This window comes from Pseudoalteromonas luteoviolacea, assembly GCF_018100925.1.
Lineage (GTDB): Bacteria > Pseudomonadota > Gammaproteobacteria > Enterobacterales > Alteromonadaceae > Pseudoalteromonas > Pseudoalteromonas obscura.
This window is the reverse complement of the sequence record NZ_JAGJEH010000007.1, coordinates 138,412-152,431: the sequence shown is the minus strand read 5'-3', so window position 1 is coordinate 152,431 and position 14,020 is coordinate 138,412. Positions and strand designations below refer to the sequence as shown.

9 protein-coding genes are annotated in these 14,020 nt (G+C 43.1%); 3 read left to right on the top strand and 6 right to left on the bottom strand.

What is annotated here, in order from left to right:
• Positions 1-171 precede the first annotated feature (171 nt).
• Entirely contained in the window at positions 172-648 is a 477-nt protein-coding gene (locus J8M00_RS16180) for a GNAT family N-acetyltransferase (RefSeq protein WP_211011581.1), read from the bottom strand.
• A 175-nt stretch (positions 649-823) separates the two neighbouring features.
• Between J8M00_RS16180 and J8M00_RS16175 the strand changes: the two genes are divergently transcribed.
• Positions 824-1,663 carry an SPFH domain-containing protein gene (locus J8M00_RS16175; protein ID WP_211011580.1) on the top strand — a complete coding sequence of 280 codons (840 nt, stop codon included), beginning with the start codon at positions 824-826 and terminating at the stop codon, positions 1,661-1,663.
• Positions 1,664-1,736: 73 nt separating this feature from the next.
• Here the strand turns inward: J8M00_RS16175 and J8M00_RS16170 are convergent, their stop codons facing one another.
• Positions 1,737-3,473, bottom strand: a complete 1,737-nt coding sequence (locus J8M00_RS16170; protein ID WP_211011579.1) for a hypothetical protein — start codon at positions 3,471-3,473, stop codon at positions 1,737-1,739.
• A gap of 308 nt (positions 3,474-3,781) precedes the next feature.
• Here J8M00_RS16170 and J8M00_RS16165 point away from each other — a divergent pair, with 308 nt between their 5' ends.
• Positions 3,782-5,098: an NAD(P)-binding domain-containing protein gene (locus tag J8M00_RS16165; RefSeq protein WP_211011578.1), complete on the top strand. Its 1,317-nt coding sequence runs from the start codon at positions 3,782-3,784 to the stop codon at positions 5,096-5,098.
• Positions 5,099-5,110: 12 nt separating this feature from the next.
• Positions 5,111-6,364, top strand: a complete 1,254-nt coding sequence (locus tag J8M00_RS16160; RefSeq protein WP_211011577.1) for an MFS transporter — start codon at positions 5,111-5,113, stop codon at positions 6,362-6,364.
• Positions 6,365-6,547: 183 nt separating this feature from the next.
• Here J8M00_RS16160 and J8M00_RS16155 read toward each other — a convergent pair whose 3' ends face one another.
• The 4 genes from J8M00_RS16155 to J8M00_RS16140 all read right to left on the bottom strand — a co-directional run bounded on the left by J8M00_RS16155 (position 6,548) and on the right by J8M00_RS16140 (position 14,005).
• The gene (locus tag J8M00_RS16155) at positions 6,548-7,303 is read right to left on the bottom strand and encodes a hypothetical protein (RefSeq protein WP_211011576.1); all 756 of its coding nucleotides are present in this window, start codon (positions 7,301-7,303) and stop codon (positions 6,548-6,550) included.
• Positions 7,304-7,678: 375 nt separating this feature from the next.
• Positions 7,679-10,531 (bottom strand): hypothetical protein, encoded by a 2,853-nt coding sequence (locus tag J8M00_RS16150; protein ID WP_211011575.1) that lies wholly within the window; start codon positions 10,529-10,531, stop codon positions 7,679-7,681.
• 178 nt (positions 10,532-10,709) lie between these two features.
• Positions 10,710-12,851, bottom strand: a complete 2,142-nt coding sequence (locus J8M00_RS16145; protein WP_211011574.1) for a YcaO-like family protein — start codon at positions 12,849-12,851, stop codon at positions 10,710-10,712.
• 2 nt (positions 12,852-12,853) lie between these two features.
• Positions 12,854-14,005: an amidohydrolase family protein gene (locus tag J8M00_RS16140; protein ID WP_211011573.1), complete on the bottom strand. Its 1,152-nt coding sequence runs from the start codon at positions 14,003-14,005 to the stop codon at positions 12,854-12,856.
• Positions 14,006-14,020: the final 15 nt, after the last annotated feature.

Genomic DNA, 14,020 nt, shown 5'->3' with positions numbered 1-14,020 from the left:
AAATCATTTAGAGTGATAAATCTTTAGCAAAGAAGTTGAGTTGAAGGCGCTGATTTACTTAGGCAAGTGTTACCGAAGCCTTTTTGTGCCTTTAATTGTCTGCGGTGGCGGCAAACTCTAGCTGGCATCATTTTACAAGTTAGAGTCACCCTGTACCAATACGAATGCGTTCTAGCTCTTGGTATTAACTTTCATTTCTAACAAAGAAGGCTTAAATCCGAGCTTTTGATATGCATTAATTGCGGCTTGATTGTCGTTATATACATCGAGGTAGAAATCATAAACGCCTTTTGACTCAGCCCAGCTCATCAAATGTTGTATGATTTTTTTATTGAGCCCTTGGCCTCGAAACTCAGGGCTGACGAACATAAAACCCAAATAACCGTGGTTAGCGTGGGTCAATGACTGTTTTGAAGGTCTGATCTGCACATAGCCTGTTGCGATGATTTCATTGTCATATTCTGCAACTTGCACCCAGGCATTTTCACTTTGCAGAAGGTCGTTTAAATTGTAGTAATATGCATGTGGTTTAATTTGCGAATTGTACGGTCGTTCAGCGTCAACGACGGCTTGCTCTAATACCAACAGTGCGGCTTTGTCTTCTAATTTAGCTTTTCTAAACAGTATTTTATCTGGCTCTATGGTCATTGTATTTCCCAGCCCGTTGCTCTAAAAATCGTCGGTTTGGATAAACCTATGTCCAACCTAGTGTAACTGAATTTAACGGTTGCTTGTAACCAATAAGTTGTTAGGCGTTTTTATCAATTTATTTTCTAGAGTCTAGCCAGTAATATAGGGCGTTTATAGATAAATAAAGTTCATTATGTTTGCGAAAAAGTCTTTGCCCATTGGCACAATATTTAGTTTTGTTGCCGTGATTGTGTTTTCTATTTTTGGATTAGGGTCGTGTAGCAACCCGAGTACGCCAGCAGGCTTCGAAGGGTATGTTTATGAAAAGCCGAGAATATTCGGTTCTGGTGGTTATCAAGGCACTCTTCAAGGGCCCAGTAATTTTGGTATGTCGCTACTGCGCAATGAAGTCATTAACATTGACATGCGACCCAATACCTATACGGAAAACTTCAAAATACTTGCCAATGATGATTTAAATATTATCTTTGACTTTCATGCGGTGGTATCTATTCGCGCAGGAACAGTGAAGGCCGTTGTTGAAAATTATGGTGGTGAGCACTGGTATGCACGCTTTGTGAGAGAGACATTTAGAACCTATGTGCGAAATGCCGTGCAAAAATTTGATAGTGGTGAATTAAAAGCGCGTCGTGATGACATCGCCAAAGAGGTCACCGTTAAATTGCAAACATACTTAAATGCCACTCCATTTGAAGTAAAAAACATCGTGGTTGGCAATATTAATTACCCAGATATTGTCGCTAAAGCTGTGGAGAAAAAATTGGCTGCGCAGCAATTGCTATCTGAAAAAGAAACTCAAAAACAGATAGCAAAAAAAGATGCGGAGATCCGTATCGAAGAAGCGAAAGGGATTGCCGAGGCGCAAAAAATCATAAACTCGACACTGACCGAAAATTACCTCCAGCATGAAGCGATTAATGCACAGCTTAAAATGGCTGAATCACCAAACCACACTACGGTATATATCCCAGTGGGAACCAATGGTATGCCGTTAGTGAAAGGGCTTAAATAATTTGAACTGCGTGCTTTTCGTTAGTTAGTGAAATGTAAGGCCAAAATAGCAATGCTATTTCGGCCTTGTTGTTTTACTGATTTTCAACTTTGATTGTAATATCAGCAACAATACCTTTATCTGTGGTGTCTAATGAGAAGTGCACTTTGCCACTTTCTCTCAGTAACTCAGCCATATCATCAGTAATAGGTTCACCAGAGAGCTCTGCTGCTTGGAGTAGCATAGGCATGATCTTGTCCGTATTGACAGCGAAGTTCACCATTCCATTAGCCGTCACGGTTTGCGTGCTCAACGCATCCGCAGTTTGCTGCGCTGTTTTACCTATGTATAGAGTCAGATGCTGCCCTTTTAATGCTAAGTATAGCGGTGCTGTAGATTGGTAGTCTGGAGGTAAATATTGGTTGACTTCAATGGCACTTCCATCGGCAGGTAGTGTCAATCCCGCCAAGTCTGGAGCGAAGCTCTTTGCCATATTAAATAATGCTAACATGTCGTCAGCAGATACAGTGAGTAACATATCAACGGAACTCAAATCTGTATTGTCTACTCTAACTAAGTCTGCGATGTTTGCATCAAATACCGTGAGACTTACACCTTTTAGTGTGCCAAGCATACTTGTTGCCATCGCTAATGGTGCCGGGTTGGCATCTTTACTTTGTGCTTGTAATTGTGCGAGTGGTTCGCAGTTAAATTGTGCGCTGGCAAAAGCTGCCCAGATAGTATTGACTGAAGGCGAGAGCTGACTCGCGTTGAATCCAATACCCAGTGCAAGCATGGCGTCGCTGTCACTTTGAGTATGCTGTGGTAAAAAGCCGCGTATATTTTTCAGGGCATTTAAAACTTTGGTATCAGTAGATGCAATTACGCTTGATACTGTTATGTCACCGTAGTTATTTGAAAATTGATACGCTTGAGTACCCGTAATGATGGCTGGCCACTTGTTCGCAATGTCAGAGAAGTCCTGCTGGCAGTTTGGGTTTCTCACACTGTCTAATGCATTTTCGCTGTCTGTGAGCGCCAGTATCTTATCCAGCATTTGTGTCGACTTACTTTGTGGATCTTTGGCAGTAAGCATATCCGCTAAAAGCCTTGTATCAAGATACGCAAGTGCATGTCCGTCGAGCTGGTGGTCTTGGATGTAACGCTGCACCTTATCTGTGCTACTTAGTGGTGTTGTTGGGGCTGTAATACCGAGCGCAATTTTAAGATCGTTCTGATCGTTGATTGGGGTATCAAAGGTAACCGTCACCCATTTACCGTCAATAGCGACCAATAAATCAAAGATCTTATTACCTTCTTGTTCTATCAGGAATTTGGTGACTGGAATACCTTCTATATTGGTATCTTCATATTGAATATTTGCTTCTTTCGCTGCGTTGATAACTGTGTTTTTAAACACTTGAGGGTCACCCAATTCAGCGCGAAGGACAGGCAGTAAACCGATCGAATAAGCAAGCGCTTGAAAGTCGCTATTGACCCCCCAAGTGCTGGTGAATTGTTTGGATGATTTTAAGCTATTAGCATATTTATCCAATATATTTAGTAAGAATTGAGTGTTTGAATCAACCTCTTGGCCTTGCATCGCTGCAACAAAATTATTGATATCATCAACATTTTTTAATGTATCTGGCAAGACGTCCAAATATTGTAGATAAGGAAAACTGTTTAATTGTGACCACAAAAAAAGCGTATCGGCAGGCACGTTGTCTAAATGTGCAAAGTTATTATTATTGGCGCCTTGTTGTGCAATAAAGTAGCCGCCGGACGCAATGGCGGTACCTGTGACGAGCGCGAGAAGAGATTTTTTCATTGTTGCTCCATATGTAGTAGGTCTTCCAGTTTAAAATAATGATATCAATATATTGAGAATGAACAAATCTATTATTTGGCTCGTTTTGTCATGGGCCGTATAAGGCTGTTCGGCATAGTATTTAAGTGTATGCTGAACAGTGGGGCTTGCAGATATTACATCTGGAGTTTGATTTCAACGGTTGGCAACCGTCTTACCACAATATCTAATTCATGCGCAGCAGACTACTAAATATAGTCTTGCACGGTTTCGTCTTTCGAAAAAAACAACCGTCTTATAGGTAAATTAGCCTTAAAGATGAGTTTACAATGAATCAAAATGAAATTAGCTCCGCAGTCGTTATTGGAGCAGGGCCTGTAGGCCTAAGTGCGGCCGCCCACCTGCTTGCTCGTAATATACAGCCAATTGTGATTGAAAAAGGCTGTGCAGTGGGCTCCGCCATATCGCAGTGGGGACATATTCGTGTATTTAGCCCTTGGAAATATGTAATAGATCAACAGCTTCGAGTGATATTAGAAAACAATGGTTGGCAAGCACCGGATCCCGAGGGTTTGCCAACTGGTCATGATATTGTTGAGCAATATCTCCAACCGGCTGCGTCTACACCGGAACTTGCGAGCGCTATCAAACTTCAAACCGAAGTGATTGCAGTTTCAAAACACACTCATGCCAAATCCTTCTCAAAAGAGCGTGATCAGGCTTTGTTCACAGTTCATATTAAACATAGTGATGGAACAACAGAAGTCATACTTACTCAAGCTGTGATTGATGCCTCAGGGACATGGAGTAACCCAAATCCAATTGGATTGGATGGCTTACCAGTGCCTGGTGAAATCATTAACAAAGATGCAATTTGGTATGGCTTGCCCGATGTCGTTGGACGGAACAAAGTTGACTATGCAGGTAAACGTGTATTGGTGTTAGGTGGTGGCCATTCCGCCATTAACATCATATTAGAGTTACTAAAACTGCAAAAGCGATACCCTGAAACACAAGCTGTTTGGGGCTTACGGACCAACCATTTAGAAAAATTGCTTGGTGGAGGAATAAATGATGAACTACCAGCTCGCCAAGAGTTAGGCTCCGCAGCCAAAAGTGCGGTGGATAATGGCCAGCTTGATTTACTCGCGCCATTTGCTATTGAAAAAATAACTCACACATCAAGTGGACTTGCCATATCTGCGACTGTTGCAGGACAAGTTCAATTTATTGAAGTTGATCGCATCGTAGTCGCAGCAGGATTCAGACCAGATTTAAGCATACTGCGAGAGTTACGCCTTGATTTAGATAGCATTGTGGAAGCGCCAGCTGCATTGGCGCCATTGATCGATCCTAATCTACATTCTTGTGGCACAGTTCCTCCGCATGGATATAGAGAGCTTGCGCACCCAGATAAGCACTTTTTTATCGTCGGTATGAAAGCGTATGGTCGTGCGCCCACATTCCTTATGTTGACAGGTTATGAGCAAGTTAGGTCCATTGCGGCAAAGTTGGCTGGCGATGAAGAAGCCGCGACGCGAGTAGAGCTGGTGCTACCAAAAACGGGTGTGTGTAGCAGTGAAAGCAACGAGTTAGATTGTTGCCACTCAAACACCATCTCTAATGAAGCATCATGTTGTGGCTGAGCGGGACCAAATATGAATGCCTTAAAAGCGAAGATATATGGCTTGTCTCAGGGGGAGCCGTGGGCTCTCAAAAAGTCAGCAGATAGCTTTCCAATTGCACTTCTGGGCTTTGCCCAGATCTGCTCTTGGGGGACGCTTTATTACAGCTTTCCACAGCTAGCCCAAGCTATGCTCAGTGAGTTTAACTGGGCGAAATCGGAGACATATGGGGCGCTGTCTATCAGTTTGCTATTTTCTTCATTTGCGGCAATTCCGGTAGGCAAGCTCATTGACAATGGGTACGGTCGAAATGTAATGGTGATAGGCTCAATCGTCGCGGGGGTTTTACTAATAGCAGGTTCTCAGATCAATTCTTTATCGCTTCTCTATGGAGTATTTGCTGCAATTGGTATCGTTCAGGCCACAACCTTATATGAAGCGGCTTTCGCAGTTATTAATGCTAACCATCAGCACGAGGAAGCCAAAGGTAAAATTGTCACATTAACTTTGTGGGGAGGTTTCGCCAGCACTGTTTTTATCCCGTTTATAGAATTGCTAATAATACACTTTAGCTGGCGTATAACCTTTGTGGTTTTGGGTGCCGTAAATATGTTTGTCTGTTCAATTTGCTATGGCTTATTACCCAGAGGAATCATAAAAACCAAAGACACCAAGGTGGTAGCACAAGCTGATAGTCGCAATATCAATGTTGCATGGGCTTTAAAGCAACCGATTTTTTGGGCCTTACTGCTTTGTTTTTCATTGTTTGCCGCGGGGGCGAGCACATTTAAATTTCACCTCTACCCCATATTAGTTGAAAGCGCACTTTCTCCTCAGCAAGTGGTGCTTATTTTAGCTGTTTTGGGGCCTGCTCAAGTGTTAGGCAGGGTCGCCTTGAAATTTGCAGGGGCGAAAGTATCGGCATTGCAACTTGGTGTACTGACGACGTCGGCGCTCCCTATAACGTTTGTTGGTATGGTGTATTTACCTAGTCAAGTATGGCTGTTAATACCCCTTATTACCCTATTTGGTGCAGCTACCGGAATGATGACGATTGTTAAAGGCATTGCAATTCCAGAGCTGTTAACGAAGGAAGCATATGGCGCAATTAATGGCGCGATGAGTATGCCTATTCAGTTTATTAAAGCGGGAGCACCAGCTATAGCTGCTTGGATATGGATGATAACGCAAAGCTATGACATGGTACTGCTGGTGCTCGGTGGCATAGGTATTGTGGCTGTTGCATGCTTTGTGCTAGTGAGGCAGTTCGCTCATTTTAGCCGTTGAGACATTTGTCAGCAGCGACGACTTATTTGCTAAGGAGGTGCGCCAAGTTGTTTGAGAGCAGGGTCTGAAAGTGAATTTGTCGGTGAAGTGGGCAGCTGATTGCCGTTTTGATACGTAAATATTTGCCGTATAGTCAAAAAACGCTGCAAATGCAGCGTTTATTCTTAGTGGTTTGTGGGCCGGTTAACGATTGTCATGTGCTTGCCATTGGAGCATAAGCGAAATGGTGTGGCCGCCAATTTGGCCCGCTTCAGAAACATCATCATGCAGGATCATTGCCGCTTCGCGATACATCGCCGAAGCGCTGGTTAGCTGAAGCTTATATGCGTCTCTGCATTCCCATACCAAAGTCTCAGTCGGTAGATCGTCGCAATCGCGGTAAACCGCGTTTAATTGATCGACAATATGGATTTTAAAGTGGTCAGATAAATCACCCACATAAGCTGTTATAAGTGGCTCTGAGATGAATCCAATGGCTTTACTAGAGGCTTGTGCCGTCCAACAACGCTGCCACGTAGCAGGAAATTGCTGCTCTGTATTTTCCAAGTGTGTAATGTGATCTGTGGCGTTATGCGGTAGGTTGCCAAAGCTTAAGGCAATATCAAAGGCCGAGCAGTTTTGCGGGGCTGCTATCAACGCTTGTTTAGCGCTTCTGTATACCTTGTCATACGACTTCCAAGCTGGGGTATAACTGTATGCAAAATTGAGCCAAAGATGTTGTACAACATCTAAAAAGGTATTGTGAAATCTTGGGTCATGCGCCGTTCCATGTTTGGCAAGCCAGTTTAGATTACTTAGTGCTGCTTGATTTTCATTGTTTTGAATGAGTTCAAAGGTTTGCTCAAGCATTTTATCTACATCTATTGCATGGGATTGTGCAAAGCCGGTTGCACAGTAGGTTGATGCGACAATGAGCGTCGCTGAGATGATGTTTTTCATATTTCTTTGCTCCTTAAAGATACGTTTTAATATTTTGAAATCTGCCTTTCATGGCATAGAGATAGGCTTGCTAGTATGAAGTTACTATGGTGCAAGCATTTTTTAGTAAGCAAGGCGTATGCCATTTAGTGATAAATGATGGAGTTAGTGTATTTTATCTAGTTGTTTTGTTTATTTAGTGGCATAAAAGCGTTGTTCACCAGCGCTGGAATTAGCGCACTGTGATTTGTGTTTTGAAAACAAAAGTTCGGTACATGTTTTTGGTTGAGGAGTATGAGAAGTGGACTATTAAGGTCCACTGGATATGGTTTTAAATACCAATTCATTCAAGCAACAATGTGCAAGGTGTGCACAAGTGTTGCTTGAACGCTAGTTTTACTGAGTATTTGCCAATACCTTGGTGTAAACATAGTTCACGTAATTGTGGCCAGTACTGCGCAGCCCTTCAGATAGGTAGATAGCCCATGCACGGTTGAACAGTGTAACGACACGTTCTCGGTTGTCTGTGCCTGTGTAAGGGGTGATCAACCTAGGTGATGTAAATCCGTCATATAAAGTGCCGATAGTGCTGTTTAATGAACCGTTTTGTTCGCCACCATAATAGATTTTGTTATTGAGCTGAGTAAAGTGATTGATCATTTCTTGCTTACCGTCATGGTTTAAATCAGCTGCCACTAACATGTCACTCGTTGACGACCCTGTGTAGAAATAGCTGCCAGTGCCAAATGCCGGTAGCTGTCCTGAGGCGGCAGGTTTACTTTCGTAAATCGTGTTGCTGTAAAAGCGCTGATACATGCGCTGTTTTTGATCTGTACTTCTTAGGCGACCAGCCTCCATCAGCGATAGCCTCTGCGTGCCTGCGTAAACCGTTTGGTTTTTCCAACTCGATGTATTTGCATCCCAATATACGCCAACAATTTTTTTATCGTTGAAAGCGGCGTAGAGCTCCTGATTCGCCCCAAATGTTTCACCTGCATTAGATAAATCAGCAGCTTGCAGCATCTTTACAGGGTTATTGATTGAACCAGTGTAAATCGCATTGCTCGCAATGGGGTGACCCGCGCCATTAAAAGTAGAGCCCAATATTGCCCCATTTCCTGTCCAGCTGGTCACAAGCTGGTCTGGCCCTGCTCGATTAAATGACACAGCTTTGCTTGCAATTAAGCTCGCTGAGTTGGCGTTGTGGAACGTCCAACGTGTGTTTGCTATATCGCTCAACTGCCTGTTTTGAACATCATTACGGCTATTAAATAGTTTGGCACCATATAAGTTACTGTTGTTTTCTTGGAAATAAATCTCATCCAGTCCATCTCCATCCAAATCAGCGACTTCCTTGATGTTTAATACTTGCCCATTGGCATTGACCTTTTCATGAATACCTGACTCACCAACTAAAAAGATATCGTTTTGTGTGCTATCTAGTTGTACGAGCAAATGTGGAACACGGTTGCCACTTGAGTTTTCCATCGTCACAGCTTTGGCCCATATTGGCTCTAAATTACTGCGATACCCGCTTGCAACAGGGTTACCTACACAATCTCTACAATCGCTTTTGCCACCAGCAAATAGCTTGGTACCGCCAGAGACTGAAATCAGCGGCGCGTAGCGAGAGTCTTTACGCGCGTGGAAATACACCTTTTGCCCAGCACCTTTGACCATATTCATGCCAATGCTTCGGTCTCGAGTCGACATCCTTTGACTGAAAAAAATTGACAGTTCTTCATGACCTTTGGTGTTGTAGGCAACATTGTTATAGGCAACATGGTTGCTCCAATAATCTTGTCTTTGACTATCTTTTCGCGTTTGCCCGCCAGATGTCGAGAAAGAGAAGTCTGGATAGATATTTGCTGGATCTTTTTGAGGGTTATAGTAATCCCCTGTGCTTTTGTCATCAGCTGGGTTGTAAGGAACTATGGTATTGTTAGCGATGGTGTTAAAAGTGCCCGACAATAATATGGATGTTCTTGGTATGAGTCGGAAGGTGTTGTTTTGGATCCGTGTTTTGTAAGCCCCGGCGCGGGTTTGTTCATCGAGCGGATCTGTTGGCAATCTGCACTGTGAAGCCGGGTCTTTACACGTCGAACCACCGAGCTTAATTGCAGCGCTTAAAATCATTTCTATGTGATTGCGCTCAATAATGGAGGGCTTCATGGCGCTTAAAATATAAATTGCGTGATCAGCAATTTCTTTGATCACGTTATCGGTGATAACCCACTCTGAGCCGTTACCATTTACGCCTTCGACAAAGTTTTGAATAGTATTGTTGTAGACATTGGTAGGGCCATATGAGAATTGTTGTGCAATGCCAGAGTGAAATCCCATACCCGCAGAGCCAATATCTAGGTACGTAGATAAGGCTTTCGAAGCATCAACAAGATCAGCCAACATATTGTCTTTATTAGCCATCGGCACGACGCCTTTAATAATGGAGTTTTGTACCGTTGCTCCACCTACGATGGCAATGCCTGCTCGTGCAGGTTTGGTGACAATCACATTGTCGATGGTGACGTCATTGCTGCCACCCGTAAGCCCAACCATGATCATACCTGACCATAGGCGGCGATCTCGGCCATTGAAGTAGAGCTGGCTGTTGTTCTCATGCAATGTGAATTTAGGCGTTTTTATATTGTCCCAGTTATGGTCGCCCTCAAACTCTAAGTTTTTAATCGTGATGCCCTGTTTGTTACTTTGAACCATCAGCAGCACCCGCCCGTGGTGCAGCCCGTCAGCGCCTGCCCCTGAATAATACAAGCGAGGTTTTGATTGAGCTGAGCTGCCTTCAATGGTGATATTATTTTGCGCAATAAACAGCTTTGGCAGAAATGCATTGTGAATTTTATCTTCAGGTGCATCTGGGTGTGCGGTGTGTTCATCACTAAAATCATAGTGACAAGATGCGACGACAAGTTTGGTACGTACCGGGCTTGGTGTAATGTTATTGGCCACATTTACAGCCCAGCGCAATTGTTGTGCTCGCTGTTTATCTGTCATGCTGGTATTGCTTTTTAAATCCAGAGGCATGTTTGCGGTAATGTTATTCACACTCGCACTATAACGACCTAGACTTTGTGTATTCCAAAATGAATTGCTGTATAGAACCAGCTCGCCGTTGCTATTTAAGTAACTTTGCGGCGCTGAATTGCAGTTGTTTGCGTAGGCCTGATTCGTGCTTATTAAAAGCACGGCCCAGGACGACAGGAGTAAGAGTTGAATTGCTCTTTGTATCATAGCGTAATGGTCCTTCGATTTTTGTTTAGTTTGTTATTGCTACAACTTATTAATAACAAAATGAATACCTACAATCACTATATTTATCTTACTGGTTCTCAATATGAATTTGATGAAGTGCAATGTCTGGAACAAGTGTCTCGGAATATTACGAGGTATAAAAACCTCGTAATTAGTGCTAGATGTAAAGCCCTTGCTGGTTGAGTGTCAATTCGGAGTTTGCTTCACTTAACCACCCTAACTGTACAGGTAGTGTATAAAGTCTTTGGTTACCCAGTTGCGGCCACATATGACACAGGCCGGGCACAAGTACTTTAACCGTGTGTATAGGTAAATCTTCTCTGCTGTGATCCACAATTAGAGTGTCTAACCCTACTTGCGCTAACTGCTCCACAATATTAATTATATTGTCACTAATATCATCACAGTAGGCCAAGGTAGTTTTACTGGTTGCGCCATCTTGTGCGGGGTACATAAACGGCTCATTGGGGATTTTATCAAAGTCGAATAGAGACTTGTTGGCATCACGGTTTGGATAAAGTTGACACAACTCAGTCAACGCGCGCTGTGCAGCCAAAACGGGGTTGAGATGGCAACCTAACCCTATTGTGAACTTCTTTGTTCTATTTTCTTGAGCAACAGCGACCATAACCGAAACTTGATTATTATTTGTCACGTCGATAATCCAAAAGTCCATATTACTAGGTAATGTTTGTTCAACTTTTGCAATGAGGCTATCGGGCAGGCTTTCTAGTGGAAAGCTTGGGCGACTAATTTTGTTATACCACCATATTGCAACCGCATCTCGCTCAATCAATTCAAGCAAACCTTGAAGAATAGCCTCTTCTAGATTGTTGCCCGCAGCACAGCCATTTGATTGCCATAAACAATACTCATCGTCATTAAATGGCATATTGGAAATACAGCATGCCATAGGGACATAGATACTGCTTTGTTGAGACATAGACCATGCTTTTAGCCAATGAATTGGCTGATCTTGATAAGGTTTTTTAGCATACTTCTCCTCCCAAGAGGAGTGCAGAGAGTGTTCGAAAGTACGGTATTGCAATTCACTATATGGCGTCAGGTCGTGGGGACTGTAGCTTGGTCCATCCAACGCTGATTGGGTCGACAAAAATAAAGGCTCATTACCTTGATATAGCGGTGCATATCGTTCGATTGCTTCACACAGCGCACTAACCTTAGATTGAGTATCAGAAACCCCTTTACCTGCACAAGCCATAGAGAAGTCAGCTAAAGACAGGTTAGAGAGTTGGCGCACTGAAGGGGTTTTTGAAAATCGCGCACAATATGTTTTTAGCGGTTTACCTGACTGTGGTTCCATGCACGCAAAGTAATTAACGACTCCGGTAATAGGGCTTATCAACGGCTGGAGTTTAGTTAATGTTTGCTCTGGTGAATAGCTTCGAGAGCCACCATCGTTGTCAAACTGGATAGCCCGTTTGTTCAAAGTGATAGGTTTCCCCAATCGTTGTTCAAGCGTATCCATGCTCACTCTGGTGATCTGCTTAAATGGGTGGTAGCTGACTTGCTGAGTTTTACGAACAAATACACATAGGTGATGACTATCATTCTGTAGCTGCTTTATCAGCAGTCGTTGCAATTGCTGCTGTAGTTCAGGCGCAAGCTCTAACGGATTTTCAAAAGGGATCTGTTGCGCTTTATTGAGCTGTGAGAGTACTTTTCGCTCTGGTTGATTGTTGGCTATACGTGTTTTTATCAGTGACCAGTTCAATGAGCTGCTGCACTTTTGAGTAATAACCGGGCTGAACCATAGCCTTTCCCCCGTTATTTTTAGCATAATCCAGTGAGTAGATTGCTCTATAATGCTGTCTATTGCAGGGTGGGTAAAGTCATCGACAAATATAATCGTTGGTTTATTCACGAGGTTAAATGCATTTAGTAAATCTTCGTGCGAGCAAAGCTGTAGCCAAGCTTGTAAAAAGCTAGGCTGTGCTGCTGATAAGTTGACCACAGGCAAATTTGAATGGTGTTGCAGCGTTACTGGATGCGCCAGTCGACTTGTGGAATATGAATGAGGTAAAAAATCCGTAGTCGCTTGATCATAAATTAAACCCGCATTCAATAAATGGGCTGAGTACCGATTTAAATGTGCTCTCAAGTGGCTATGCTTGGTGCGCAGCGCGTTTTGCTCCTGACTGCCATCTGTGCCGATTAACTCAAGTCCTGGATAGTGTGCAAATTTTAAGAAATAGGACAGAACTTCACCGACCAGTAAAATACCTTGCTCACTTATGGTTACTTTTTGAAATTTTGGGTGCCAATTAAAAGTTTTCATATCTAGTATCCAAAAAATTGTTTTGGATTGTGTTGTAATATATCTACTAGTTCAGCCGGTTTAATGTCGGCGTTTTGGGTTTCGAGATTTGTATAGTCGAAATGCAAGTGATCGGGGTGAGGGAAATCAGTACCAAAGAGCAGCCTGTCATGACCTATGGTTTCAATAACTTGCGCTAAACATGGTTCGTCCATCTCGATCGTGACCCAGCATTGACGCTTGAAATACTCAGAAGGTCGCATTTTAATTCGGTTGTTAATTAAACCCGGAAATTCGGTATAACAGATATTGTCTAGCCGCCATAGCCAGCTTAATAGCCAGCTTGCGCCCGCTTCAAAAAAGCCTAATTTAAGTTTGGGATGTCTCTCTAATACACCCGCATCTAACAAAGATAAAAATGCCAGTTGCATTTCGTGAAAATGGGAACATGCATGTAATGCAAAACGGCTCGTATAACGTTCTGTACCTGCGGTTGGAGCTTGTAAATTGGAGCCTCCATGAAACGCAATGCTTATCCCTTTTTCTTCACACGCTTGCCAAAACTCGTTGTACACTGAACTGCCAAGGTGATGTCCGGCAATTATTTCTGGGCGCATCGTGATACTGGTCCAACCCATTTTTTCAATGGCTTCTAGTTGGCTGATCATGGAACTAGGGTCGTGGCGGCTAATCAGGCCCACGCCTTTGAGACGTGCTGGGTTGTGGCTGCAATATTCGTAAAGCCATGTATTGTAGCCTCTCGCATAGGCAATGGAGGCTTGGTGGCTAATAGATTGATGATTGATAATATAACTCGCTACATTGGGAAATAAACTAGCGCTGTGAATATGCGTATCGTCCATATCTTGTAGCATGGTATTTGGCGCTGCTGCGCGTTTACGTTTGTCGATGCTTTTGTGAAACACCTTCGCACTTTCAATTTGAATGTCTTCATTCCAGCAATTGAGTAAGGGGTATTCACCAAGCTTTAATGTTGGTGGCAATACAACCCTTGCGCTTTGCCCAAGACGCAAGGCGCGTTGTTCGGCTTTATGCTGAGTGTCATAGGTTAAGTTGTACTCAAACCCTTTTATTTCAGCTGGGTCGACATAGTCTTGCCATATATCAGGTGTTTCTATCACGTGCCTATCTGCATCGTGGATAAGTATTGTCATTGATTTCCCTATTTT